The 24,515-nt window shown below is 60.9% G+C and carries 22 protein-coding genes; 16 read left to right on the top strand and 6 right to left on the bottom strand.

Annotation, left to right across the window (positions count from 1 at the left end; translation table 11 throughout):
- Nucleotides 1–112 precede the first annotated feature (112 nt).
- From V8G57_RS12885 to V8G57_RS12865, 5 genes are all read left to right on the top strand, one after another.
- The gene (locus V8G57_RS12885; RefSeq protein WP_092396016.1) at nt 113–928 is read left to right on the top strand and encodes a creatininase family protein; all 816 of its coding nucleotides are present in this window, start codon (nt 113–115) and stop codon (nt 926–928) included.
- A gap of 55 nt (nt 929–983) precedes the next feature.
- The gene (locus V8G57_RS12880; protein WP_342829732.1) at nt 984–2,156 is read left to right on the top strand and encodes a YncE family protein; all 1,173 of its coding nucleotides are present in this window, start codon (nt 984–986) and stop codon (nt 2,154–2,156) included.
- Between the two features lie 68 nt (nt 2,157–2,224).
- Complete coding sequence (locus V8G57_RS12875; RefSeq protein ID WP_342829731.1) at nt 2,225–2,941, top strand: alpha/beta fold hydrolase; 717 nt, start codon at nt 2,225–2,227, stop codon at nt 2,939–2,941.
- Between the two features lie 133 nt (nt 2,942–3,074).
- On the top strand, nt 3,075–4,187 hold the full coding sequence (locus tag V8G57_RS12870; RefSeq protein ID WP_342829730.1) for an alpha/beta hydrolase: 1,113 nt from the start codon (nt 3,075–3,077) through the stop codon (nt 4,185–4,187).
- 98 nt (nt 4,188–4,285) lie between these two features.
- Nucleotides 4,286–5,080: an SDR family NAD(P)-dependent oxidoreductase gene (locus V8G57_RS12865; RefSeq protein ID WP_092396023.1), complete on the top strand. Its 795-nt coding sequence runs from the start codon at nt 4,286–4,288 to the stop codon at nt 5,078–5,080.
- A 176-nt stretch (nt 5,081–5,256) separates the two neighbouring features.
- On the opposite strand, the gene gstA is transcribed toward V8G57_RS12865, so the two are convergent.
- The gene (gene gstA, locus V8G57_RS12860; protein WP_342829904.1) at nt 5,257–5,862 is read right to left on the bottom strand and encodes a glutathione transferase GstA; all 606 of its coding nucleotides are present in this window, start codon (nt 5,860–5,862) and stop codon (nt 5,257–5,259) included.
- A 127-nt stretch (nt 5,863–5,989) separates the two neighbouring features.
- Between gstA and V8G57_RS12855 the strand changes: the two genes are divergently transcribed.
- The 3 genes from V8G57_RS12855 to V8G57_RS12845 are packed head-to-tail and all read left to right on the top strand — an operon-like array spanning nt 5,990 to nt 7,157.
- A complete protein-coding gene (locus V8G57_RS12855; RefSeq protein ID WP_092396025.1) occupies nt 5,990–6,340 on the top strand; it encodes a winged helix-turn-helix transcriptional regulator in 351 nt (116 codons plus the stop codon).
- A gap of 60 nt (nt 6,341–6,400) precedes the next feature.
- Nucleotides 6,401–6,538 (top strand): hypothetical protein, encoded by a 138-nt coding sequence (locus V8G57_RS12850; protein WP_342829728.1) that lies wholly within the window; start codon nt 6,401–6,403, stop codon nt 6,536–6,538.
- Nucleotides 6,539–6,554: 16 nt separating this feature from the next.
- On the top strand, nt 6,555–7,157 hold the full coding sequence (locus tag V8G57_RS12845; RefSeq protein ID WP_342829727.1) for an SIS domain-containing protein: 603 nt from the start codon (nt 6,555–6,557) through the stop codon (nt 7,155–7,157).
- Nucleotides 7,158–7,214: 57 nt separating this feature from the next.
- On the opposite strand, the gene V8G57_RS12840 is transcribed toward V8G57_RS12845, so the two are convergent.
- Nucleotides 7,215–7,931, bottom strand: a complete 717-nt coding sequence (locus V8G57_RS12840) for a GntR family transcriptional regulator (RefSeq protein ID WP_342829726.1) — start codon at nt 7,929–7,931, stop codon at nt 7,215–7,217.
- 259 nt (nt 7,932–8,190) lie between these two features.
- Between V8G57_RS12840 and V8G57_RS12835 the strand changes: the two genes are divergently transcribed.
- The 4 genes from V8G57_RS12835 (at nt 8,191) to V8G57_RS12820 (ending at nt 14,658) form a co-directional block, all read left to right on the top strand.
- On the top strand, nt 8,191–9,408 hold the full coding sequence (locus V8G57_RS12835) for a pyridoxal-phosphate-dependent aminotransferase family protein (RefSeq protein WP_092396031.1): 1,218 nt from the start codon (nt 8,191–8,193) through the stop codon (nt 9,406–9,408).
- 108 nt (nt 9,409–9,516) lie between these two features.
- On the top strand, nt 9,517–10,800 hold the full coding sequence (locus V8G57_RS12830) for an MFS transporter (RefSeq protein ID WP_342829725.1): 1,284 nt from the start codon (nt 9,517–9,519) through the stop codon (nt 10,798–10,800).
- 49 nt (nt 10,801–10,849) lie between these two features.
- Entirely contained in the window at nt 10,850–11,626 is a 777-nt protein-coding gene (locus tag V8G57_RS12825; protein ID WP_342829724.1) for a 2-keto-4-pentenoate hydratase, read from the top strand.
- 44 nt (nt 11,627–11,670) lie between these two features.
- The gene (locus tag V8G57_RS12820; RefSeq protein WP_342829723.1) at nt 11,671–14,658 is read left to right on the top strand and encodes an FAD-binding and (Fe-S)-binding domain-containing protein; all 2,988 of its coding nucleotides are present in this window, start codon (nt 11,671–11,673) and stop codon (nt 14,656–14,658) included.
- Nucleotides 14,659–14,768: 110 nt separating this feature from the next.
- Here the strand turns inward: V8G57_RS12820 and V8G57_RS12815 are convergent, their stop codons facing one another.
- The gene (locus V8G57_RS12815; RefSeq protein WP_254785014.1) at nt 14,769–14,945 is read right to left on the bottom strand and encodes a hypothetical protein; all 177 of its coding nucleotides are present in this window, start codon (nt 14,943–14,945) and stop codon (nt 14,769–14,771) included.
- 386 nt (nt 14,946–15,331) lie between these two features.
- Nucleotides 15,332–15,904: an HNH endonuclease gene (locus V8G57_RS12810; RefSeq protein WP_175500942.1), complete on the bottom strand. Its 573-nt coding sequence runs from the start codon at nt 15,902–15,904 to the stop codon at nt 15,332–15,334.
- Nucleotides 15,905–16,216: 312 nt separating this feature from the next.
- Between V8G57_RS12810 and V8G57_RS12805 the strand changes: the two genes are divergently transcribed.
- The 3 genes from V8G57_RS12805 (at nt 16,217) to loiP (ending at nt 21,344) form a co-directional block, all read left to right on the top strand.
- Nucleotides 16,217–18,991, top strand: a complete 2,775-nt coding sequence (locus tag V8G57_RS12805; RefSeq protein ID WP_342829722.1) for a DUF2339 domain-containing protein — start codon at nt 16,217–16,219, stop codon at nt 18,989–18,991.
- Between the two features lie 2 nt (nt 18,992–18,993).
- The gene (locus V8G57_RS12800) at nt 18,994–20,385 is read left to right on the top strand and encodes a DUF3999 domain-containing protein (RefSeq protein WP_342829721.1); all 1,392 of its coding nucleotides are present in this window, start codon (nt 18,994–18,996) and stop codon (nt 20,383–20,385) included.
- A 182-nt stretch (nt 20,386–20,567) separates the two neighbouring features.
- Complete coding sequence (gene loiP / locus V8G57_RS12795; RefSeq protein WP_342829720.1) at nt 20,568–21,344, top strand: metalloprotease LoiP; 777 nt, start codon at nt 20,568–20,570, stop codon at nt 21,342–21,344.
- A gap of 42 nt (nt 21,345–21,386) precedes the next feature.
- Here loiP and V8G57_RS12790 read toward each other — a convergent pair whose 3' ends face one another.
- Nucleotides 21,387–22,247: a CPBP family intramembrane glutamic endopeptidase gene (locus V8G57_RS12790; protein WP_342829719.1), complete on the bottom strand. Its 861-nt coding sequence runs from the start codon at nt 22,245–22,247 to the stop codon at nt 21,387–21,389.
- A gap of 58 nt (nt 22,248–22,305) precedes the next feature.
- Nucleotides 22,306–23,223 carry a hypothetical protein gene (locus V8G57_RS12785; protein ID WP_342829718.1) on the bottom strand — a complete coding sequence of 306 codons (918 nt, stop codon included), beginning with the start codon at nt 23,221–23,223 and terminating at the stop codon, nt 22,306–22,308.
- Between the two features lie 151 nt (nt 23,224–23,374).
- Here V8G57_RS12785 and V8G57_RS12780 point away from each other — a divergent pair, with 151 nt between their 5' ends.
- On the top strand, nt 23,375–24,214 hold the full coding sequence (locus V8G57_RS12780) for a M15 family metallopeptidase (protein WP_144740974.1): 840 nt from the start codon (nt 23,375–23,377) through the stop codon (nt 24,212–24,214).
- Nucleotides 24,215–24,515 lie beyond the last annotated feature (301 nt).

Raw genomic sequence — 24,515 nt, 5'->3', positions numbered from 1 at the left:
GGCAGAGTAGAATTAGCCAGGAACCTGTGTGCCGATCCGGCGTCATATGCCGGTTGCCAGCCTTGCGCCGGCAGCGCACACACCTGCCCCGGATTTTTCATGAGGAATGTTCATGCTCTTGTCACCACGACGGATTTTCGTTGCCGCCCTTTTCCTCACCGCCGCACAGATTGCCTTTGCACAAACGCCGAAAACCGTCTTCCTTGAAGAGCTGACCTGGACCGAGCTGCGCAGCCAGGTCCAGGCCGGCAAGACCACCATCCTGATTCCCATCGGCGCGACCGAGCAAAGCGGCCCCGATGTTGCGCTCGGCAAACACAACGTGCGCGTGAAGATCCTGTCGCAGCGGATCGCGGAAGGATTGGGCAATGCGCTGGTGGCGCCGGTGATCGCTTACGTGCCGGAAGGCAATTTCGCGCCGCCGACGTCGCATATGCGCTTCCCCGGCACCATCACGATCCCGGACGACGTCTTCCAGAAGACCCTGGAATCGGCCGCCAACAGTTTCAAGGTCCACGGTTTCAAGAACATCGTGTTCCTGGGCGACCACGGCGGCTACCAGAACGATGTCAAGAAAGCCGTGGCGCAGCTGAACAAGAGCTGGGCCGGTTCGCCGGCGCGCGCCATCCTGCCGCCGGAATATTACGCCGCCAGTTCGGACGGCTACGCCGAGATACTGCGCAAGCGCGGCTATCGCGACGATGAAATCGGCACCCACGCCGGACTGGCCGACACCTCGCTGCAGCTGGCCGTGGCGCCGCAGATGGTGCGCCAGGACAGCCTGCGCAGCGGCCCCAGGCTCGGCCTGGCCGACGGCGTGTACGGCGGCGATCCGCGCCGCTCCAGCGCTGAAATCGGCCAGCTCGGCATCGACAACATCGTGACCCAGACCGTCAAGGCGCTCAAGGCCGAGACGGCTGCACGCTAAACCATCACTTCAATCACCGACATTACTTTGCTGCTTATTTAATCAAGGAACCATCATGCAATTTCGTTCTTGCCGTCTGTCGCGCCTCGCAATCTCTGTCAGCGGTGCCCTGGCCATGCTGTCCCTCGCCGCCGGCGCCTCCGCCGCGCCCGCCATCGCCACCGTGGCCGGCATGCCGCCCGTGGTCAATCCCGCCAACCTGTACAGCGAAGCCGGCGCCGGCCACCTCAGTCCAGTAGTAGCTGACGCGCTGCCGCGCATTTATGTGCCTAACCTGCGTTCCAACGATGTCTACGTGATCGATCCGGCGACCTTCAAGGTGGTCGAGAAATTCCGCGTCGGCTACAGCCCGCAGCACGTGGTGCCGGCCTGGGACCTGAAGACCCTGTGGGTAGCGAACAATGCCGAAGGCCGGCCCGACGGCAGCCTGACGCCGATCGATCCCAAGACTGCGAAGCCGGGCAAGGAAGTGGCGGTGGACGATCCCTACAATATGTATTTCACGCCCGACGGCAAGGAAGCCATCGTGGTGGTGGAAGCCCATGCCCAGCTGGATTTCCGCGATGCGCATACGATGGCGCTGAAGTCGAGCCTGCCGGTGCCGGAATGCAAGGGCATCAACCACGCCGATTTTTCGATCGACGGCAAATACGCCCTGTTCACCTGCGAGTTCGGCGGCAAGCTGGCGAAGATCGACATGGTCAACCGCAAGGTGCTCGGCTACCTGCTGCTCGACAAGAAAGGCATGCCGCAGGACATCCGTATTTCGCCGGACGGCAAGGCGTTTTTTGTGGCTGACATGATGGCTGACGGCGTTTATGTAATTGACGGCGACAGTTTCACCAAGACCGGTTTCATCAAGACCGGCACCGGCACCCATGGCCTGTACCCGAGCCGCGACGGCAGCAAGCTGTACGTCTCCAACCGCGGCTCGAACAAGGTCCACGGCGGCCGCCGCGGCAAGGGCAGCATCTCGGTGATCGACTTCGCCACGCGCCAGGTGGTGGCGAACTGGCCGATCCCGGGCGGCGGCAGCCCTGACATGGGCAATGTCAGCGCGGACGGCAAGATGCTGTGGCTGTCCGGCCGTTTCGACGATGTCGTGTATGCCATCGACACCACCAGCGGCGCGGTCAAGTCGATCCCCGTCGGCATGGAGCCGCACGGCCTCACCGTCTGGCCGCAGCCGGGCCGTTATTCGCTGGGCCACACCGGCAACATGCGCTGATTTTTCTCGACCGCTGCCCGGGCTCCCGGTCCGGGCAGCCTGCGCCTGACACTTATTTTCCGCCGATCATGCAAGCCATAGAATCCTTTGAAGTTCCCTACGAAAATTTCTTGCTGAAAGGCGATTTCCATCCCGCCGCTTCGTCTTGCCATGCCTTGATATTGCACGGCGCCGGCGCCAGTTCGCGCGCCACCGCCAGCCGCTCGGGTTTGCGGCCGGCGCTGCAGGCGCGCGGCGTGGCCAGCACCTCGTTCGATTGCATCGGCCATGGCGATACCGGCGGCTTGCTGGAATATTCTTCGGTGGCCAGCCGCACGCGCCAGGCCGAAGCGGTGATTGCGGCCCGCAAGTTGGCGCAGCCGCTGGTGATATTCGGCAGCAGCATGGGCGCTTACAACGCCATCAAGCTGACGCAAACGCAGCAGGTCGCCGCCTTGGTCCTGATCGTGCCCGGGGTGTATGAACCCGCCGCCTACGCGCTGCCGTTCGGCCCGCGGTTCTCAGAGATCATCCGGCGCCGCCGCAGCTGGGCCGACAGCGACGCCTGGGCAATCCTGGCCGGATTCACCGGCAACTTGCTGATTATCGCGGCCGAGCACGATGCCGTGATTCCCCTGGAAATACCGGAACGGCTGCTGCAGTCGGCGCAAAAAGCGCGTTCGCGCCAGCTGCGGATAATCGCCGGGACCGACCACCAGCACCTGTTTCCGCTGTTGAGCGCAGAACGCCCGGATGAATTTGACGAACTGATGCGCCTGATTGTCGATTGCGCCAAGGGTTCCTAGCGTTGTCCGGATGCTTCACAGACGACGCCGCTGGGAATACAGGGCGTTGCTGATATATCCCCTGTCGGGATGGAAGTTAATTTGCTAGCATCCTGCTGCTGCTCTTACATCCACCCCCATCAGGAGGATTTGCATGAAGATTGTATGGTTAGGGTGCCTTATCCTGGCTTTGACTTCCACCCACGCTAGCGCGCAACAACCTGCCGACGCGGCAGCCTACAAGAAGGCAAAAGAAGTGGTCCGCGACCTGGAGCGCATCGTCGCGCCGTCCGGCATCCAGGAGTCCTATAAAACCGGCATTGGCGGCATAGACCAATGGCTCAATGTCCGGGGCCAGGACCAGGCCAACCCTATCATCCTGTTTATCCACGGCGGCCCGGCCTCGCCCTTGACACCCACCATCTGGCAGTTCCAGCGGCCGCTGGAAGAATATTTCACCGTGGTCAACTGGGACCAGCGCGGGGCCGGCAAGACCTATGGCGAGGCCTATGGCGAGGCCGATCCGCAAGCCATCGGCGACAGCATCCATATCCCGCGCTACGTCGACGACGCCATCGAAGTAGCCGAATACGTCCGTAAGCGATACCACAAGAAAAAAATCATCCTGATGGGACACAGCTGGGGTACGGTCATCGGCATGAGTGCCGCGCTGAAGCGCCCCGATCTTTTTTATGCCTACGTTGGCATCGGACAGGTCATCAGCACCAGGGAAAACGAGCGCATCAGCTTTGAATACGCGCTGCAGCAGGCAAAAGCGCATGACAATGCGCCTGCCCTGAAGGAACTGGAGTCGATTGCGCCTTACCCGGGCGACCAGCCTATCACGCGCGAGCGCATCATTGTCGCCAGGAAGTGGCCCCAGTTCTACGGCGGCTTGAGCGCATTCCGCGATACATCCACCTATTATTTCGACGCGCCGCTGCTATCGCCCGAGTATGACGAGGCCGATATCCGCGCCATAGACCAGGGCAGCCTGCTTACTTTGGACAAGATCCTGCCCGAGTTCGTCAATGTCGACTTTTCGAATGTCCACGCCTTTCCCATACCTGTAGTGATGTTCATGGGGCGCCATGACTACACGACCCCAACCTCGCCTACCGCCGCCTGGCTGGACCAGGTGCGCGCACCCTACAAGCAAGGCGTCTGGTTTGAGCATTCGGCGCACATGATTCCGTGGGAAGAGCCCGGCAAAACGCTGGTCAGCCTGCTGAAATATGTGCGGCCGCTGGCGGAGGGCGCCAACTAGGAGCCGCGATCGGGTGGGCGAAAATGCCGATCCAGGATTTCCTCTATGATTCCAGTGCAGCGGCAAGTGTGCATTGCGTAACTTACGGGGAGAATTCCATGAAAATCGATCTAAGCGACAAACATGCAGTAGTGAGCGGCTCGACCGCCGGCATCGGCCTGGCGATTGCGCTCGGCCTGGCGCAGGCGGGGGCGACGGTGGTAGTGAACGGCCGCACCCAGGAACGGGTCGACCAGGCCCTGGAGCAGATCCGCGGCAAAGTTCCTGCCGCCCGCCTGCAAGGCATCGCCGCCGACCTCGGCACCGCGGACGGCGCCGCCCTGCTGTTCAAGCAAGTGCTGGAAACCGACATCCTGATCAACAACCTGGGCATCTTCGAAGCCAAGCCTTTCTTCGATATTACCGATGAAGATTGGCAGCGTTTCTTCGACGTCAACGTGATGAGCGCGGTGCGCCTGTCGCGCCACTACGCGCCGGGCATGGTCAAACGCGGCTGGGGCCGGGTGCAGTTCCTGTCGAGCGAATCGGGTTTGCAGATTCCCAAGGAAATGGTTCATTACGGCATGACCAAGACAGCCTTGCTGGCAGTTTCGCGCGGCTTGGCGGAAACCCTGGCCGGCAGCGGCGTCACCGTCAACGCGGTGTTGCCGGGGCCGACCCGCTCCGAAGGCGTAGGCGATTTCTTCGCTTCGATGGCGCGCGACCAGGGCATCGCAAGCGAAGAGTTGGAACGCGACTTCCTGAAAGAACACCGCCCCAGCTCGCTGATCCAGCGCCTCGCTACGGTGGAGGAAGTCGCCAACATGGTGGTCTATCTCGCTTCGGTACAGGCTTCGGCTACCACCGGCGCCGCCTTGCGTGTGGATGGCGGCGTGGTGCGTTCGATTTCCTGATTTGCCTGGGCTCTAGCAGCCTGTCGGACTTAGGATGATCGGCTGCAAAAATACCTGGACGGACCATATTTCACCGGCTTCTTGGTCAATAGCTAGGCTATTGACACTGCGAATCCGGCAAAATCTGTCCTCGCCCAGCTATTTTTTCGCTTCGATCCCCTAAGTCCGACAGGCTGCTAGGCAGCAGTTTCCGCCGCCAGCGCCGATTTCACCGTAGCGCGGGAGCCGATGTTTTCCATATAACGGGCGATGGCCGGCCACTCGGCCAGGTCGATCGAAAACAATGCCGTCCAGCGCAGCACCGTGAACAGGTAAGCATCGGCCACGCCGAACTGCGCGCCGAGCAGGTAGTCGTGCTGCTCCAGGGTCGATGCGACCTGGTCCAGGCGCCGCCGCAGCTTGTCCTTGAAGACGGTCTTGACGCCATCCGGGAGCGTCGCGTTGAACAGCGGGCTCAGTCCCGCATGGATTTCGCTGGTGATGAAATTCAGCGATTCCTGCAGGCGCACCCGCTGCCAGCTGCCGTTGGCCGGCGCCAGTTTTGCTTCCGGCCTGAGATCGGCGAGATACTGCACGATTGCCGGCCCCTCCGTCAGCACTTCGCCGTTTTCCAGCTGCAGCGCCGCCACGTAGCCTTTCGGATTGACGGCCAGGAAATTCTGGCCGTCGGCGGTGCGCTTGGTCTTGTTGTCGACCTTCACCAGTTCAAACGGCAAGCCCAGTTCGCGCAGCACGATGTGCGGCGACAGCGAACAAGTCTCGGGGGCAAAATACAGTTTCATCATCCGCTTCTCCTGTGGGATCGCAGCCGTACGCTGCAGGTGCAGGAGAGTATGGTGATGGTAGTTACTATTGTAAAGAAGGGAGATTTTTGTTATATAGGTACATAAATTATACTTAGGTGGCTGCATGAAAACGAATGTCTCGGGCTGCTCGGTGGAGGAAGCCATGCTGCTGCTGGGCGGGCGCTGGCGCATGCTGCTGGTGTCTTACCTGCTGGATGGCCCCAAGCGCTTCAACGACTTGCGGCGCGACGTGCCGAATATCTCCCAGCGCATGCTGACGCTAGACCTGCGCGCCCTGGAAGCGGCGGGACTGGTGCAACGCACGGTTTACGCCGAAGTGCCGGTGAAAGTGGAGTACTGCCTTACCGCCGACGGCCAGCGCTTGCGCAAGGTGGTGGAGGTGCTGAAGGAGTTCGGGCTGTGGCTGAAACAGGAACAGCAGCAAAACCCGGAACAGGCTAAGCTGGCGCCCTGACCGGAACATTTCACTGCACGGCAGGTCTGTTAGAGCTACCATTCACCCCTTGAGACGACGATGCACCTACTGTTTCCCCTGATGACAATCCTGCTGCTGGCAGCCTGCGGCCATGTCACATCGCCTTCCGGCGACAGCGGCACCACCATCACCCCCTACGGCGTGATCGATGCCGGCGTCACGCGCAGCAATCGTTAACTAATCCGAACGGAGTATGCAATTGAAGCAACACATTAACGCCAGCCTGGCCGAAGCGCAGCAAGCGCTGGAAGCCCTGCTCGCCAACGACACGGCGCTGCAATCGATCGAACGGGCGGCTGCGCTGCTGATCGATGTGTTTGAACGCAAGGGCCGCGTGTATTCGTGCGGCAATGGCGGTTCGATGTGCGACGCCATGCACTTCGCCGAAGAACTGACCGGCCGCTACCGGCTGGACCGGGCGGCGCTGGGCGCTACCGCGATCAGCGACGCCGGCCACCTGACCTGCGTCGGCAACGACCATGGTTATGAACAAGTGTTTTCGCGCTATATCGAAGGACACGGCCGCGCCGGCGATTGCCTGGTCGCGCTGAGCACCAGCGGCACCAGCAAGAACATCATCCGCGCGGCGCAAACCGCACGCGACCTCGGCATGCATGTGATTATCCTGTCCGGCAAGCAGGCGGAGCTGCTGTCGTCCCTGAGCGATGTCTATATCTGCACGCCGGGCGGCACGTTCGCCGATCGCGTGCAGGAATTGCACATCAAGGTGCTGCACATCCTGATCGAACTGATCGAACGTCATTTTTTCCCGGAGAATTACGCCGATAAGGCTTGATGCCTGTCGCGCCGCGCTCGGTAAGCGAGCGCGTGGCTGGCCGTCTCCCCGCGCACATCAAGCCAGCGGTTCGGCGCCCGGCACAGCGGCAGCGCTGAGCACCGCGTCGCGCTTGTCCAGCAAGTGCTGGCGCAATATTGCCGCCAGCCGTTTGCCGTCGCGCGCTTCCAGCGCTTTCACCATTTCGTCGTGATCATGCGCGGCGCTATCCCACTTGGTCGGCTGGAAATTCGACTTGAAGCGCAGCGCCTTCAGGCGCCGGTTCAAGCCCAGGTAAGTCTGGCGCAGCACTGAATTGCGGGCGGCGTCGTTGATCTTGTCGTGTATCGCCTGGTTGCGACTGTAGTAGCCAGGCAAATCGTTCTGCGCCTTGCACGCCAGCATCGCATAGTGCAGGGCCTTGATCTCGGCCAGTTCGACCGGCGTGATGCGCTCGCAGGCCAGCTCGCCCGACATCGCTTCCAGGCCGCTCATCAGTTCGAAGGTTTCCCAGATTTCCGTTTCCGACATCTTGGAGACTGAGGCGCCCCGGTTCGGCGATATCTCTATCAAGCCTTCGGCCGCCAGCACCTTCAGCGCTTCGCGCAAGGGAGTGCGCGAAATGCCCAGCGTTTCGCACAACTCCCGTTCGTTGAGTTTGGTCCCTGGTGTCAACACCGCTTCGACGATCAGGTTGCGCAAATGGTCAACCACCGTGTCATGCAGGCGCTGGCGCTCCAGTTTGGGCACCAGGGGAGCGGCTTTTTCTTTCTGTCCAATTATCGCATTTTGCATTCAAAATCCTTTTCCACGCATTTGTCTGTATTTTAACATCAAATACCAGGCGCAATAATCGATGGCTGTGGTTATCCGAAGTGAATGTAAAAAAGAATAAATCAGCTAAAAATCACTATATTTCATTGATTATTAAGGGTTTGAAGCGGTTTTAAGCCGATTCCGCCAGTCAGGTATTGTTAAAAATCCCTTTACGGCTGAGATTTGGACTGATAAAGTATTTTGAATGCAAAATACAATTTGTTCAAAGGAGGCATACATGTTGACACTAGATTTCCATCCGGCCGGCCGTCATTTCCTGCAGATCCCGGGTCCCAGCCCGGTGCCTGACCGGATCCTGCGCGCCATGAGTTATCCCACCATCGACCACCGCGGCCCGGAATTCGGCGCGCTGGGCCTGCAGGTGCTGGCAGGCATCAAGAAAATCTTCAAGACCGTGCAGCCGGTAGTGATCTATCCGGCCTCCGGCACCGGCGCCTGGGAAGCGGCACTGACCAATACCCTGAGTCCGGGCGATACGGTGCTGATGTACGAAACCGGGCATTTCGCCACGCTCTGGAAAAAAATGGCGGAGGCCTTGGGATTGAAGCCGGAGTTCCTCGGCTTGCCCGGCACCGAAGGCTGGCGCCAAGGGGTGCAGGCCGACCGCATCGAACAGCGCTTGCGCCAGGATCGCGAACATCAGATCAAGGCGGTGTGCGTGGTCCACAATGAAACTTCAACCGGCGTCACTTCGGATATCGCCGCCGTACGAAGGGCGATAGACGCCGCCGGCCATCCGGCCTTGCTGATCGTCGACACGATTTCCGGCCTGGCCTCGGCGGATTATCGCCACGATGAGTGGGGTGTCGACGTTACCGTGTCCGGATCGCAAAAAGGTTTGATGCTGCCGCCCGGCATCAGCTTCAACGCGGTATCGCAGAAAGCCATCGCAGCCGGCAAGAACGCCAGGTTGCCAAAAGCATTCTGGGACTGGACCGACATCATCGAGATGAACCAGGCCGGCTACTGGCCCTACACGCCCAACACCAACCTGCTGTACGGATTGTCGGAAGCGCTCGACATGATCCTGGGCGAAGGCCTGGAGCAGGTGTTCCTGCGCCACCAGCGGCTGGCAAGCGCCTGCCGCGCCGCGGTGCGTGCCTGGGGCCTGGAAATCCAGTGCGCCGATCCGGCGCTGTACTCACCGGTGCTGACCGGCGTCATGACGCCACCCGGCTTTGATGCCGATGCGATCCGCAAGACCATCTATGAAAACTTCAACATGTCGCTCGGCACCGGCCTCGGGAAAATGAAAGGCGGCATGTTCCGCATCGGCCACCTGGGCGAAGCCAACGACCTGACGCTGATGGCGACCCTGGCCGGCTGCGAAATGGGCCTGAAGCTGGCCGGCGTGCCCCTGGCCGGCAGCGGCGTAGTGGCGGCGATGGAAAACCTGGCGGCGCAGAAGAGCAAACCGGTATTGAAGGCGGCGTAGAGAGCGAAACAGCGAAAACAGCTCCGGCACCGTCCCGCAGAGGACGGGGGGAGCAAGGATAAAGATGTCCTGCGGCGCTTGCCGACCACCATGATATTGGAGACAACAATGAAACACCTGCGTTTGCGCGCGACCACGGTCGTGCTCATCATGTTATGCCTGATGTATTTCATTACCTACCTGGATCGCGTCAACGTCAGCACCGCCGCGGCCGGCTTTGCGAAAGAATTCGATCTGTCGAAAACGCAGATCGGCCTGGTGTTCTCGGCCTTCGCCTATCCCTACCTGGTGTTCCAGATCATCGGCGGCTGGGTCAGCGACAAGTTCGGCGCCAAACGCACCCTGATCTATTGCGGCATCTTGTGGGGCATCGCCACCATCCTGACCGGTTTTGCCGGCGGCCTGTTTTCGCTGCTGCTTGCCCGGCTGCTGCTCGGGCTGGGCGAGGGCGCCACCTTTCCGGCAGCCACCAGCGCCATGTCGCGCTGGGTCGCCAAGGAAAACCGCGGGATTGCCCAAGGTGTCACCCATGCCTTCGCCCGTATCGGCAATGCGGTCGCGCCGACACTGGTGGTGTTCATCATGGCGACCCATGGCTGGCGCGAATCGTTCTATATCTGCGGGGTGATCAGCCTGGTCTGGGTACTGGTGTGGGCATTCGTGTTTACGGAACATCCGGAGAAACATCCGCGCATTACCCAGGAAGAGCTGGCAGTGCTGCCGGCCGTCAAGAAAAACACGCCGAAGATTCCATGGGGACCGCTGTTCAAGCGCATGCTGCCGGTGACCATCGTGTATTTCTGCTATGGCTGGACGCTGTGGCTGTTCCTGAGCTGGATCCCGCAATATTTCCTGCACAGCTACGACCTGGACATCAAGAAATCCGCCCTGTTCGCTTCCAGCGTGTTCTTCGCCGGCGTGGTCGGCGATACGCTGGGCGGCATCGTCAGCGACAGGATCCTGAAACGCACCGGCAACCTGAAGCGGGCGCGCAGCCAGATGGTGTCGGTCTGCATGCTGCTGACGTTGCTGTCGCTGCTGCCGCTGCTGGTCACGCACAACGTCTACGTCTCGATACTTTGCCTGAGCGCCGGTTTCTTTTTCGCCGAAATGACGATCGGCCCGATGTGGGCGATTCCGATGGATATCGCTCCGCAATATTCAGGCACCGCCAGCGGCATGATGAATACCGGTTCGGCGCTGGCGGCGATCATCTCGCCGGTGCTGTCCGGTTACCTGATCGACCGCTTCGGCAGCTGGGAACTGCCGTTCGTCGGCAGCATGATCCTGATGGGATTCGGCGTGCTGCTGGCGTTCCGCATGCAGCCCGACAGCAAGTTCGAGCATAGCGTGGGCGACGGCGCGGCCAACCCGGTGAAGGCCGGCGCCTAGAAGCGCCTGCCGATCCGGCCATGCAGACATGGTTATAACCAGGGGTTTTATGAATTCTTCGCAATCTCCGCAATCTTCACAGCAGCGGCTGGCGCATCTGCTGAGCAGGGCATACGGCAATCATGCGACAGTCGAATGCATTCCGCAGGAACTGGAGCCGGTTAGCGCCGACGCTGCCTACCTGGTGCAGCACGCGTTCCTGCAGCACCGGCAGGCCAGGATCGGCGGCTGGAAGATAGGTGCAAAATCGGCGCAGGGGCCGATACAGGGTGCGCCTTTGCCGGCGGAGCGTATTTATCCCGCCACCACGCTCATCGAGCGCTCCGCTTACCCGGTGCTGGGCATCGAGCTGGAAATCATGTTTTGTTTCGACATCGATTTCCAGCCCGGCGCGGCGCCGATGCCGGAACCGGAGGTAATGCGCCACATCGGCAGCATGGCGGCGTCGATCGAGATCGTTTCCAGCCGCCTTGCCGGCTGGCCGGAAGTGCCCAAGCTGAGCCAGTTGGCGGACCTGCAAAACCACGGCGCCCTGGTCAGCGGCGAGTTCATCGCCTATGACGCCGCTTTTCCTTTCCTGAAGCCGGAGGCGCACCTGACCTTGAACGGCAAGGACATATTCAAGGGCAGCGCCGGCAATCCCGCCGGCGATCCGCGGCGCCTGCTGGGCTGGCTGGTGAACCATTGCAACACGCGCGGCATAACCCTGCCTGCCGGCACGGTAGTCACAACCGGGTCCTATACCGGCATCCACTTTCCGGATGAACCGGGCTTGGTGATCGGCCAGGTTGCGGGTTTGCCGCCGATTCATTTCGAGCTGGCCTAAGCCGGGCATCGGCAATTTTTTCAAGTTTTTGACAGGACTCCATCATGTTGGTCAAGCCTATCCACCTGGTCCCTCGCAGTCCATCGCTGGCGACGCCGCTGGCTGCGCAGCTGCGGCGCGAACTGAAAGGTGAAGTACTATTCGGTCGGGCTGACCGCGGCCGCTATGCCACCGACGCTTCGATCTACCAGATCATGCCGCTTGGCGTGGCGGTGCCGCGCGACCAGGACGACCTGCTGCTGGCGCTGGACATCGCCCGCAGCCACCAGGTCCCGGTGCTGGCGCGCGGCGCCGGCACCAGCCAGTGCGGCCAGACCGTAGGCGAGGCGCTGGTGATCGACAACAGCAAATGGCTGAACCAGGTCATCGATTTCGATCCGGCGGCGCGCACCGTGACGGTGGAGCCAGGCATGGTCCTCGACCACCTCAACGCCTGGCTCAAGCCCCACGGGCTGTGGTTTCCGGTGGACGTATCGACCGCAGCCCAGTGCACGATCGGCGGCATGGCAGGCAATAATTCCTGCGGCTCGCGGTCGATCGAGTACGGCAACATGGTGCACAACGTAGCCGCCATCGATGCGGTGCTGGCTGACGGCACGCAAGGGCGCTTTCAACGCCTGGACCGCATGGAGCAGGGCGGCCGCATCGGCGACATCACCGCCGGACTGCAGCGTATCGCCCAACGCGAACAGGCCGAGATCACGGAACGCGTACCCAAGGTGCTGCGGCGGGTCGGCGGCTACAACATCGATATCTTCGATTGCCAGAATCCGCGCGCCTACACTGACGACGGCATCGCCAACCTGGCGCATATCCTGGTCGGCTCAGAAGGGACGCTGGCGTACAGCAGGCAGCTCACCCTGTCGCTGGCGCCGCTGCCGGCGCACAAGGTCCTGGGCGTGGTCAATTTCCCGACCTTCTACCAGGCGATGGACATGACGCAGCACATCGTCAAGCTCGGTCCGACCGCGGTCGAGCTGGTCGACCGCACCATGATCGACCTGTCCATGAGCAATCCGGCATTCAAGCCGGTCATCGAAAAAGCCCTGGCAGGGCAGCCGCAAGCGATTTTGCTGGTCGAGTTCGCCGGAGACGATCGCGCCGCGCTGCTGAAAAAACTGGCGAGCCTGGACCAATTGATGGCCGACTTGGGCTTACCCGGTTCCGTGGTGCAAATGAGCGGCGCGGCCGACCAGAAAGCATTGTGGGATGTGCGCAAGGCAGGCCTGAACATCATGATGAGCATGAAGGGCGACGGCAAGCCGGTATCCTTCATCGAAGATTGCGCCGTGCCGCTGGAGCACCTGGCCGAATACACCAGCCAGCTGACCGAAGTGTTCCACAAATACGGCACCGAAGGCACCTGGTACGCGCACGCCAGCGTCGGCACCCTGCATGTCAGGCCGATACTCGACATGCGCCGCGGCGGCGCCAAGGACATGCGCGAAATTGCCGAAGCTGCCTCGGCGCTGGTGCGCAGATACAAAGGTGCTTATTCGGGCGAACACGGCGACGGCCTGTGCCGCGGCGAATGGGTGGCTTGGCAATACGGTCCGAAAATCAATGCCGCCTTCACCGAAATCAAGGAACTGTTCGATCCGCAGAATCGCTTCAACCCGGACAAGATCGTGCGCCCGCCCAAGATGGACGATGCCAGCAACTTCCGTTTTGCCCCAGGCTATAGCGAGTTGCCGCATCGTCCTTTGCTGGACTGGTCGTCCTGGAACGTCCGGCGCAATCCGCTGACCGGCGAAGAAACCGCAGCCGGCAGCGGCGGCGACAAGAGCGGCGGCCTGGCCAAGCTGGTTGAAATGTGCAACAACAACGGCCATTGCCGCAAATTCGACGCCGGCACCATGTGCCCCAGCTATCGCATCACCAAAGATGAAAAGCACGTCACGCGCGGCCGCGCCAATACCCTGCGCCTGGCGCTGTCGGGCCAGCTCGGCAGCGAGGGCCTGGCCAGCACCGAGGTCAAGGAAGTGCTGGACCTGTGCGTATCGTGCAAGGGCTGTAAGCGCGACTGCCCGACCGGCGTCGACATGGCCAAGATCAAGATTGAAGCGCGCGCGGCATGGGCCGGCAAGCATGGCCTCAGCTTGCGCGACAGGCTGGTGGGATTTGTGCCGAAGTATGCGCCGTACGCCAGCGCTATCGGCGGCCTGATCGCCTGGGCCGATGGCATTCCTGTGCTGTCCGGCTGGCTGAAAAAGCAGATAGGCCTGGCGCCGCAACGATCTTTCCCGCGCTTCAAGAATGCTTTCCTGAACAATGCAAGATCGGCTGCAGAAGGCGAACGGGAAGTCTTGCTGTTCGTCGATACCTTCAACAATTACATGGAACCCGAAAACGCCCGTGCCGCGCAAGCGGTGCTGGAAGCCGCCGGGTACAAGGTGCACTTCAATGCGGTGGCAGGCCAAAAACCCTTGTGCTGCGGCCGTACCTATCTGTCCGCCGGCCTGGTCGAACAGGCAAAGGCGGAAGCACGCAGGACGCTGGATGCATTGATGCCCTTCGTTGAGCGCGGGATCGCCATTGTCGGGCTGGAGCCTTCGTGCCTGCTGTCCTTGCGCGACGAGTTTCTCAATTATGGTTATGGCGAAGAGGCAAAGAAGCTGGCGGCGTCGGCCTATCTTTTTGAGGAATTCCTGGTGAAAGAAAAAAAGGCCGGCCGTTTCCATCTGGACCTGAAGCCGCTGCCTGGCAACAAAGTCCTGGTGCACGGGCATTGCCATCAAAAAGCCTTCGACGCTTTGCGTCCGGTGCACGCGGTATTGCAATGGATCCCGCACATTGAACTGGACTCGGTGGAATCTTCCTGCTGCGGCATGGCCGGCAGTTTCGGCTATGAAGCCGAGCACTACGATGCGTCGATCGCCATGGCCGAGCTGGCGTTGTTGCCGGCTGTCCGCAAGGCTGGCAAAGACAGCATCATCGTCGCCGACGGTACCAGCTGCCGGCACCAGATTCACGATGGAGCGGATACGGTTGCGCTGCATGTGGCGCGTGTCCTCGCCATGTCGCTACCGTGAATTGAGCTGGGCTTTCGCATTGCTACAGCGATGCACAACCGTAGCAGTCCTGGCTGCTTCCTGCCGGAGCTACGCGCATCTTGCTTTCGCACGTCACCTTAAGCCTGTCGTCACCCATCGTCGCCACCATTCCTGGTTCGCCCTGAAAGCAGCAGGTTCAGGTTTTGTTTTTCGATACGGCGTATCCGGCGCGCGGGATCATGCGCGGCATGCGCCCCTGCTTTCCTTGCCCTGGCCGGCGCAACCAGCGGATTGCGCGGTTTCGGCACTTTGATCGTTATTTTCATCTTCATCCTTTCATGCAGATGACCAGGCGCAGCGTGTGCGCCACTGTTTGTCATGCCGGCATTTCTGCTGCGGGCCGGCCAATGCCTGGCCCGGAAAAGCAAAAACCCCGGCGAGTTTCCTCACCGGGGTTCATGGTTGGAACGACCGGCTCGGGTCGGCAATATCGCCGAAGGCCCCGAGCAGTCATGCGCGGGGCTATTTATTGTTCAAATTGTTGATAGCCGTCCGTGGCATGGCCGTTCCTTTCCTGTAAAAAATGCGTTGGTCAAAATGCTGAGTTGCGATTCTGCGCCCGATGAAAACGCGGTGTCAAACGTTTCGTCGATACACAGCCGTGTTCTGTTGTTTTTTGTGCGGGTGCCCGCGATGGGCATGGCTGCGCGCTTCAGTTCAAGTCGCGCATCCTGCTGTGCTTGGGCAGCCTGGCCGCCAGGTAGTCATGCTGGTCGGCCAGCACATTCCTGCCGCTCAGCAGATAGTGCTCGGCGCGGCATGGCACATAGGGCACGTACAGCAGCGGGCGAAAGCTTTCCAGCGGCTTGTTGCCCTTTTCCTGGTTGCAGTCCTTGCAGGCGGTGACGCAGTTCATCCAGGTGTCTTTGCCGCCGTGGGAGCGTGCATGGATGTGATCGCGCGACAGTTCGTTGTGCGGAAAGCGGCCGCCGCAGTATGCGCAAGTGTAGCGGTCGCGCCTGAACAGCAAGTCGTTGTGATGGCCCAGCGGCAGCTCCATGTGCAGCATGCGCGCCATGATGGCGCTGCCGGCGATGGCGATGATAGGTTTGACGGCGATGCGCGATTGTACGCCGGCGCGGGAATAGCCGCCGCGGAAAACGATGTCGCCATCTCCCAGTTCCCAAGCCACTTTCCCGCTCGCATAATAGAGCACAGCATCTTGCGGCGAGATCCAGTCGAATGGATTGCCTGCGATATCGAGAGTCAGAATATGGGAGATCATTTTCTTCACCTTTGCTGCTGATTATAACCAGCATCTTCAGGTTACGGAAACCCCTTCGCGCCGCCGGGCCGAACCAGGAAATCCTGGCGCCCTACATGCATCGGTCACGCATCTGTCATTTATTTGAGCGTCCGCAAACCTTGTATTACATGCTGGCCAATTCGAATCATTGCATCAGGCAGGCACATAACAGACAATACCAGAGCTAATCACAACAAGCGAGCTAACACTATGATTATGTGGGGAATTTTGTGCGGAGCTGTGCTGGGTTGGCTATGGCCGAGCTCGGGATACGGTGACTTCGGCATCTTTTTGGGCGGCGGTCTCGGTTTGCTGGCGGGATTGGGATTGCAGCATGCGATCCGCAGCGAGATGCGCAAGTCGAACGAAAAATTGCGGCTGCAGATGCTGGAACTGTTGAAATCTCGCGGCGACAGCACAACTGTCCCTGACTCAACGCCGGCCGGCAAGCCCGCGTTGGCAAGCGCACCTGACACTCCGGTAGCGGCAGCAGCGCCGGCTGCAACCGCTGCTCGGCCAGTTACTCCGGATATCCCACCCGCTACGCAACCGGCGGCGCCACCCGCACCTCCCCGCGTCCGTCCACCCGCTGAACCGAATGCCGTCGAGCTGGCTTTCGCCGCGGCCAAGAACTGGCTCCTTGGCGGCAACACCATAGTGCGTATCGGCCTGGTGATCCTGTTCATCGGCCTGTCTTTCCTGTCCAGCTACGCGGCGGCCGCCGGCCTGTTTCCGGTCGAGCTGCGGCTGGCGGCCGTCGCTCTTGCCGGAATTGCGCTGCTGGCTGTCGGTTTCGTCAAGCGCCAGGCCAGGCCGGCTTTTGCACTGGCATTGCAGGGCGGCGGCGTGGCGGTGATCTATCTCACCGTGTTCGCCGCTTTCCGCCGCTTTGACCTGGTTGCGCCCTTGCCTGCTTTCGGCTTGATGATCGTGGTGTGCGCCTTGAGTTGCGCGCTGGCGCTGCTGCAGGATTCGCGCGCGCTCGCGGTGGCGGCTTTTGCCGGTGGTTTTGCGGTGCCGCTGCTGCTTTCCACCGGAGGCGGCAGCAGTGTCGCCCTGTTCAGCTATTACACGCTGCTTAACCTGGCGATCCTGTTCATTGCTTATAAACGTTCCTGGCGCGTGCTGAACATGGTGGGTTTTGCCGCGACCTTTGGCGTGGCTACGTTGTGGGGCGTGCTCAAGTACGAGCCGGCGCATTACATGAGTTCGCAGCTGTTCCTGATCGTATTCGTGCTGATTTATGTGGCGGCGGCGATCCTGTATGCACGCAACACGCCGACCCGGCTTGGCAACGCGGTCGACAGCACGCTGATGTTCGGCACTGCGCTGGTCGGTTTTGGCTTGCAGGCCGGCCTGGCCGACCAGTTCAAGTTCGGCGGCGCCTTTTCGGCGCTGGGATTTGCCGCCTTGTACCTGGTGCTGGCAGCGGTGCTGATGCGCCGCGGACGGGATAGCTATCGCCTGATGATCGAATCCATGATCGCCATCGGCCTCGGTTTTGTAACCCTGGCGGTGCCGCTGGCGCTGGACATGCGCTGGACATCGGCAGTGTGGGCGCTCGAAGGAGCCGGCGCGTTCTGGGTCGGCATGCGGCAGGCGCGCTGGATGCCGCGTGCGTTCGGGCTGTTGCTGCAAGTGGTGGCGGCCGGCGCTTTCCTGGCGGGGATCGAGGACAATGTGTCGGCCTGGCCGCTGGCCAATCCGATGTTCATGGGCGCCATGTTTATCGCCTTGCCTGCATTCGCCATCGCCTGGTGGCTGCGCGGCGTGCTGCCGCACAGCGATTCGCGCTGGGCCAGGGAATTTGCCAAGGCCGAAGCCATGCTGTCGCAGCCGGTCTACCTGTTTGGTTTCGTGTTCTGGTGCCTGGCGTGGATAGTCGAGATAAACCGCGAGCTGCCCGGCAGCGAAACCGGCATGGCAAGCGTGCCCGTTTTCAGCGACGGCACCCAGCAGTTGCTGACGGTGCTGGCGCTGGTGGCGAGCGCATGGCTGTCGCTGCTGCTGGCGCGCAAGAGCAGCTGGACGGTAGCCGCCTGGCCCAGCCGTTTCACCTTGCTGCCGCTGGCGCTCGGGTTTATCGCGCAGGAGCTGTCCGGGGAGCGTGTCCTGTACACACCAGCCTGGATCATCTGGCTGCTGGCCCTTGGCTTGCATTACTGGATGCTCTACAAGAACGACACGCAAACCCAAAACAATATCGCCACCCTCAAGCTGAATCGCGCGACACATGTCGGCAGCGTCTGGCTGCTCACGCTGTTGCTGGCCGACTGCCTGTGGTTCGGCATCGAGCGCGGCAATTTGTGGCAGAGTTCCTGGGCCAGCGTGGTGCTGCTGGTCAGCGCGATTGCGGTATTGCTGTGTTTGTCGGTGTGGGCCGGCAGGGCCAACCGCATTGCGCTGCTGCCGGCGTTCAGGTGGCCGCTCGGCACGCATGCTGTCGCCTACTACTGGTATGCGGCTTTGCCGCTCACAGTGCTGGTGTTTTTCGGCGCGCTGCTGATGGCGCTGCTGTCGTCGGGACATACGGCGCCGCTGCCGTATGTCCCGTTGCTTAATCCTACCGACCTGGCGCTGGCCCTCGCCCTCGGCGCGCTGGTATTCTGGCGCCGCGCGATTGTCGCGGCCCAGCCCTTGCCTGCCGGCGCCGGCTGGGTACCGCGCAAACAGACGCTGCTGGCGCTGGCCGCGTTGGCATTTGTCTTGCTCAATACCGTCTGGCTGCGCACCGTGCATCATTTCTTCGGCGTGAGATGGGACAGCGCGGCGCTGTTTGACAGTTTTGTGGTGCAGACCGGCTACGCCATCTTGTGGACGCTGCTGGCGCTAGGCCTGATGCTGCTGGCGCACCGGCGCGTGCAGCGCGGTTTGTGGCTGGCCGGCGCGGCATTGCTGGGCCTGGTGGTGGTCAAGCTGCTGCTGGTCGACTTGTCGAATGCGGGCGGCGCGGAACGCATCGTCACCTTTATCGCGGTGGGCGCGCTGATGCTGGTGGTTGGTTATTTTGCGCCGCTGCCGCCGAAAGCCGCAGCGGCGGATGCCGGTACTGTGAAGGAAGCGTAGAGATGAAATATTTCCCGATGCACGCTGCCGTGTGCCTGGCTGTCATGACGGCAGCCGGCGCCGCCTGGCCGGCGTCCGACCCGAATGACGCGCAGTCGTATGCGCTGCGCCTGCCGCTTGCCTTTGCCGCGGATGCGCCGTTGCAGCGCTTGGTCCTGCCGGCGCAGGCATTGGTGAGCCTGCAAACCGGCGGCCTGAGCGATGTGCGGGTTTTCAACGCCAAGGGCCAGCCTTTGGCCATGGCCCTGTCCGACAGCGCCAGCCTGCGGCAAACCGAGAAGCGCAAGATCGAGCTGAAGTCGTCGCCAATCATGGGCAGCGCCGACCTTGCCGACATATCGGCATCCTCGCTGCGGATCGAAGAGCAGCAAGGCAAGCGCATTGTGCAAATCGACAGCAACCCGGCAGATGCCGGCGCGCCCCGCAAAAAAGTGCTGGGCGCATTGCTCGACACGCGCGCCATCGACGATCCGGTGGTGGACCTGGTGCTGGACGTGGATTTGCCCGACGCACAGCCGGTGACCTTCGACCTGCAAGCCAGTAAAGACCTCAGATACTGGCGTCCACTGGCGCAGACCGTGCTGTACCGCGCCGAAGCGGGGGCCAGCGGGCTGGGCAGCGACCATGTCGAACTGCCTGCCGCCGATCTCAAGGACCAGTACCTGCGCGTCACCTGGACCGACGCCGCGGGACGGACCGCGCCGGTAACCATGCGCAGCGCGACATTGACTACCGCCCGTGGCGTCACCAGCAGCGCCCGGGTCACGGCCGCGCTGGCCCAGCCGGTGCTGGACAACCCCTATACGCTGCGGTTTTCGCTGCCTTTCGCGACGCCGGTGGCGGCGTTGAAAATCAGGCCGGCGGGCGACAATGTGCTGCTGCCGGTGCGGGTGCTGGGCCGCCAGGAGGCCGGTCAGCCATGGACCTTGATGACGGCCAGCGTCATTTATAAATTGCAGACCGGCGGCAAGCTGCAAACCAGCGCAGCCATCGAACTGCCGCCGACCGCATACCGCGAAATCAAGATCGAAGCAGACAAGAAAACACAGGGATTCTCGGCGCCGCCGGAGATCAGCCTGGAATTCGAACCGATGCAGATCGTGGCGCTGGTCAATGGCCCGGCGCCGTTCACCCTGGCGGCCGGCCTTGCCAACGCCAGCAGTCCTTATCTGCCGATGCAAAGCCTGATGCCAGGTTACCGCCCGGCGCAAGAGAACAGCTTGCCGCTGGCGAAAGTGGACGGCGCGGCGACGCTGGTGGCCGCGCCCGCCGGGCGCGATGGCACGCCGACGCGCAACATCATTCTGTGGGCGGTATTGCTGCTGGCGGCTTCGGCCTTGGGCGCGATGGCCTGGGTCCTGCTCAAGCAAAATGCCAATCCGCCTCGGCAATGAATGTGCAGTTTGTTGTTTTTGGGAAACAGAATTGCCTAAAATTTATTGGCATTCTAGAAAGTAAGTTATTGTGTTATCCGACTGTTATTGGTGATTTTAGTAACGTTCCTTACCAATTAACTTTCTAACTTTCACTTACTTTCGTTATTGACCAAAACAACGATTTCACAGAGGGGATTCAGATGAACATGAAATTTAAGCTGTTGGCGTTAGCTGCGACCACGGCATTGGGCGGTTGCGGAGCGGCAGGTGGCGGCGTCGCCGGCGTGAACGTGGACGGCATGATGGCAGCAGGCGGTACCGCACTCAAGGCAGCGTCCTTGAGCGATACCGATGTCAAGACCATGTCGGACGACGCTTGCGCCGCCAGCGACAAGCAAAACAAGATTGCGGCGCCGAAGAGCAAATACGATGTGCGCCTGAACAAGGTGGTGCAGGGTTTCAGCCCCAGCCTCAACGGCGCGCAGACCAATTACCGTGTCTACATGACGAAAGACGTCAACGCCTGGGCCATGTCGAATGGCTGCATCCGGGTGTATAGCGGCTTGATGGACATGATGAACGACAGTGAATTGCGCGGCGTGATCGGGCATGAAATGGGGCACGTGGCATTGGGCCACACCAAAAAAGCCATGCAAACCGCCTATGCCGTGACGGCTGCGCGTACTGCCGCAGGCGCGACGGGCAACGCAGTGGTCACCAACCTGTCGGCATCGCAGCTGGGCGAGCTGACTGAAAAAATCATCAATGCCCAATTTTCCCAGGTGCAGGAAAGTGCCGCCGACGACTATTCGTTTGACCAGCTGACCAAGATGAACATGGATCGCAAAGGGCTGGTGACAGCATTACAAAAGTTGGCGAAGCTGGACGGCGGCGCCGGCGCCAGCATGCTCAGCTCGCATCCGTCGTCAACCGACCGCGCCCAGCATATCCAGCAACGGATCGATCAGAACAAGTGATCTGAGGCAAGTATCGCAGACGCTGCGCCTGTCCTCATCGGGTCAGTTGAGGTGGGGATAGGTGAAGCCGATGAAGTGGACCGTGTTGACCGCGAAATGGACGATGATCGCAGCCTCGATGCGTTGCGTGACGTAATAAGCATAGGCATAAGCCAGGCCGGCAACCGTAGCCAGCAGCACGTAGGCGCCGCCCCCGGCCACGTGCGCCGCGCCGAACAAGAGCGCCGAGCAGGCGACTGCCAATAGCGGGCCATGACGAAAGCGCGCCAGCGGCAAGGCCAAGCGGTCTTGCAGCAAGCCGCGGAAAAAAGCTTCTTCCGCTACTACCGTAAAGAACAGGTTGGTGAACAAGAACAGTGCGGTCACCTGGCTGAGCTTGAAGTCCGGTTTGACATAGCCGATAGCGGTCGCCAGGCCGAGTACGGCAATGACTGCAACCAGCGCGATGGGCCAGGTTTGCTGCAACAGCTTGCGCCATTCAGCCGCGGAACTGGCGCGGCGGCACAGGAACGCCAGCAGGACCAGGCCGGCGGCGCCTTTGTCGAAGTTGGCATATTGCGTGAAGGGCACGGAGTCGGCAGACAGGCGCAGCTGGGAAATCAGTATCGGATTATTGAACCCAGGCAACCGATGCAAGGCCAGCGCCAGGGCCAGGAGGGCTGCCGCCATGCCGAACAGGAGGCTGGTTTTGCGCTGAGTGACCGCCGCCAGGTAAGCGGCCAGGAAAAACATCGCGAGCGCGAGCACCGCAACGGGACTCAGGACGGCGGCAGCCAAGCCGCTGACCACCGCGCCGGCGGCGATTGCCATCCACGGCGGCAGGAGGAAGCGGTCAGTCAGCCGGAGGGGTTTGAGCCAGGCCGCGGCAATCGCGATGGCGAGCAAGGCAAAGGTAAGCGGCATCAGTCCTGGCGCTCCGCGATGGCAGTCAATCCAGGACCGGTAACGAACGGGAGTGCGCCTACCGGTTTACCTTGCATGCGGTATCGGTATCCCAGCGTCCGGAGCAGATGCGCCAGCGGCACAATTCACCTTCGATCATGCCCAGCTGCTTGCAGCGTTGCAGCAAGCCTGCCGTGTTGTTGTCGCCGGCTTTGCGTTCAACGATGTCAGGTCCGTCGGAGACATTTTGCGCAAGTACAGGCTCTGCCGCTTTCTTCTTGGCTTGTTGCCTGGACTTCGCGGTTTCCTTGGCTTTTGGCGGTTCGTTCACGCTGTCGCCGTGAGAAACCAGCGCCGTCAATATATTGACATCGCTGTCGCTAGGCTGGGCGCCGGCTTTCGGTGCATTCGGCGCTTTTGGCGGGGCGACTTTTTTCTCTGGGACATTGCGATTCACCAGCGGTGCATTCACGCTCTTGGGAGCCGGCTTTGGTTTCGATGCCTTGGGTTCTTCCAGCGCTTTCTTTAGCGCGGTCGAGCTGACCGGCACGCCGGCTTCCAGGGTCTCCGTCAATTTGGCGCGAGGATCGGCCGACGCTTCATCGGCTTTATCGGCATGCGCGGCTGGATCGTTTTCGATCACCGCAGCTTGCGATTCCGTTTTTTCTGCGGATGCGGCATCGTTGGCGGCAAGGGCTGGCGCTGGAGTGCTTGGCGGCAATTCCTTCGGCGCCGGCGCACTGGCCGCGATCGCGGTTTCGGGCTGGCTGCCGCGTTGATTCAAGGCAAAATAACCGCCTGCGCCGATCGCCGCCAGCAAGACGACGACCAGTCCCGCACGCAAGGCGCCGGAGTTTTTTTGTGCGCTGGCCTTTGAAGGCGATTCCTTGCCTTCCAGGGCATTCAGGATGCTGCCGCTGCTGTTTTCTGTCGCCGTCGAGCCCGATAACAAATTCGGTTTTACGGAGCCGCGCGCAGTTTCTTCAGATGGTTGCAAGACACAAATCTCCAAATGTCAGTTATTGAACACAGACCGACGTGACGCCAAGTTTGATAAGGTATACTCTCTGACAACTAAATATGTCAACTGGCAATATATTACCAAAAAAATATAATTTATCTTTGGTAATATTCACGAGAAGGTTTTTGTGTTCGTCTTAGTCGTCGCCCTTTACTTTCTGCTTGCATGCGGCGTCGCCGGGCTGCTGTTGTTCCCGGCCGCCCGCGAGATTGTTTATTTGGCATTGGTCAAGCGCCGGCAGCAGATTGGGGCACAGGTCCAGAACTGGCGAGACCGCCGGTCCGAGACCACAAGATCCCTTTCGCAAAACCTGCAGGCATCCAGGCTCTCAAGCTGGCAGTTCATCAAGCGGCACCAGTGGATCCTACTCGCCGGAATGGCGGTTGTGCTGGTCCCGCCTTTGACTGCGTGGATGTTGAGCGGTAAAACCATGCTGGGTAGCTATGATGATTCCGGGCAAGTAGTTAACCAGCAGATTGCCGCGTTGCTGGAAGGGGAGCAATTAGTACCGCCGCCGCCGCTCCCGCCTGAGGTGTTTACCACGCAGGAAGTAGCGCAAGTGCGGCCTATGCTGGATACCGCCAGCCGTAACTGGCAGGCGCTGGATGCCGATTTCACCCAGCGCTTGCTGATGACTTTCAAGATCATGAAAGAGAAGCACGGTTACGACATGGTCATTATTGAAGGGTATCGTAGCCCGGAACGGCAGAATGCCCTGGCGCAAATGGGCGGCAGCGTGACCAACGCCAAGGCGTTCCAGAGCTACCACCAGTACGGCCTGGCAGCCGATTCTGCGTTCATGCGCAGCGGCAAGCTGGTGATTACAGAGAAAGACCCGTGGGCCATGCGCGGTTACCAGCTGTATGGCGAAGTGGCGGAATCGGTCGGACTGACGTGGGGCGGACGCTGGAAAATGATGGACCTGGGCCACGTGGAATTCCGCAAGCCGGGCGTAATGAAAAGATAAGAGAAAATATAAAATCGTTGTATCTGCGCAAAAAAATCGACAAAAAGAGGGATGGCATGGCGAGGCGATTGATAGTATCGGGCAATAAAATTTCAGGTGGCGGGATCGCCGTCCGGCGGGCGACGCCCCTTTTTTGCAATGCAATCCTGGTCCTTTGTTCAGGCTGACACAGTCATGCAGCACAGCTTGCTCAGCGGCCGAAGCAGTCATTACGCTGTTGTGAACAGGCAACAATTTGTGGCCGTCGGCACACGCCGTTAGCATCCCTTCCAAAAGAATCAACCATTTAATTACTGATACC

Source organism: Collimonas rhizosphaerae (assembly GCF_038896935.1).
Classification (GTDB): domain Bacteria; phylum Pseudomonadota; class Gammaproteobacteria; order Burkholderiales; family Burkholderiaceae_D; genus Collimonas; species Collimonas rhizosphaerae.
The sequence above is the reverse complement of the archived record's forward strand: the minus strand, read 5'-3'. Positions and strand labels throughout refer to the sequence as shown.

Excerpts from the sequence above, each read along its gene's own strand:
- V8G57_RS12870 (WP_342829730.1), top strand. The coding sequence starts at position 3,075 with ATGAAGATTGTATGGTTAGGGTGCCTTATCCTGGCTTTGACTTCCACC.
- V8G57_RS12800 (WP_342829721.1), top strand. The coding sequence starts at position 18,994 with ATGAAATATTTCCCGATGCACGCTGCCGTGTGCCTGGCTGTCATGACG.
- V8G57_RS12880 (WP_342829732.1), top strand. The coding sequence starts at position 984 with ATGCAATTTCGTTCTTGCCGTCTGTCGCGCCTCGCAATCTCTGTCAGC.
- V8G57_RS12810 (WP_175500942.1), bottom strand. The coding sequence starts at position 15,904 with ATGATCTCCCATATTCTGACTCTCGATATCGCAGGCAATCCATTCGAC.
- V8G57_RS12855 (WP_092396025.1), top strand. The coding sequence starts at position 5,990 with ATGAAAACGAATGTCTCGGGCTGCTCGGTGGAGGAAGCCATGCTGCTG.
- loiP (WP_342829720.1), top strand. The coding sequence starts at position 20,568 with ATGAACATGAAATTTAAGCTGTTGGCGTTAGCTGCGACCACGGCATTG.
- V8G57_RS12820 (WP_342829723.1), top strand. The coding sequence starts at position 11,671 with ATGTTGGTCAAGCCTATCCACCTGGTCCCTCGCAGTCCATCGCTGGCG.
- V8G57_RS12835 (WP_092396031.1), top strand. The coding sequence starts at position 8,191 with ATGTTGACACTAGATTTCCATCCGGCCGGCCGTCATTTCCTGCAGATC.
- V8G57_RS12850 (WP_342829728.1), top strand. The coding sequence starts at position 6,401 with ATGCACCTACTGTTTCCCCTGATGACAATCCTGCTGCTGGCAGCCTGC.
- V8G57_RS12790 (WP_342829719.1), bottom strand. The coding sequence starts at position 22,247 with ATGCCGCTTACCTTTGCCTTGCTCGCCATCGCGATTGCCGCGGCCTGG.
- V8G57_RS12865 (WP_092396023.1), top strand. The coding sequence starts at position 4,286 with ATGAAAATCGATCTAAGCGACAAACATGCAGTAGTGAGCGGCTCGACC.
- V8G57_RS12845 (WP_342829727.1), top strand. The coding sequence starts at position 6,555 with ATGCAATTGAAGCAACACATTAACGCCAGCCTGGCCGAAGCGCAGCAA.
- gstA (WP_342829904.1), bottom strand. The coding sequence starts at position 5,862 with ATGAAACTGTATTTTGCCCCCGAGACTTGTTCGCTGTCGCCGCACATC.
- V8G57_RS12830 (WP_342829725.1), top strand. The coding sequence starts at position 9,517 with ATGAAACACCTGCGTTTGCGCGCGACCACGGTCGTGCTCATCATGTTA.
- V8G57_RS12840 (WP_342829726.1), bottom strand. The coding sequence starts at position 7,931 with ATGCAAAATGCGATAATTGGACAGAAAGAAAAAGCCGCTCCCCTGGTG.
- V8G57_RS12825 (WP_342829724.1), top strand. The coding sequence starts at position 10,850 with ATGAATTCTTCGCAATCTCCGCAATCTTCACAGCAGCGGCTGGCGCAT.
- V8G57_RS12815 (WP_254785014.1), bottom strand. The coding sequence starts at position 14,945 with ATGAAAATAACGATCAAAGTGCCGAAACCGCGCAATCCGCTGGTTGCG.
- V8G57_RS12875 (WP_342829731.1), top strand. The coding sequence starts at position 2,225 with ATGCAAGCCATAGAATCCTTTGAAGTTCCCTACGAAAATTTCTTGCTG.
- V8G57_RS12885 (WP_092396016.1), top strand. The coding sequence starts at position 113 with ATGCTCTTGTCACCACGACGGATTTTCGTTGCCGCCCTTTTCCTCACC.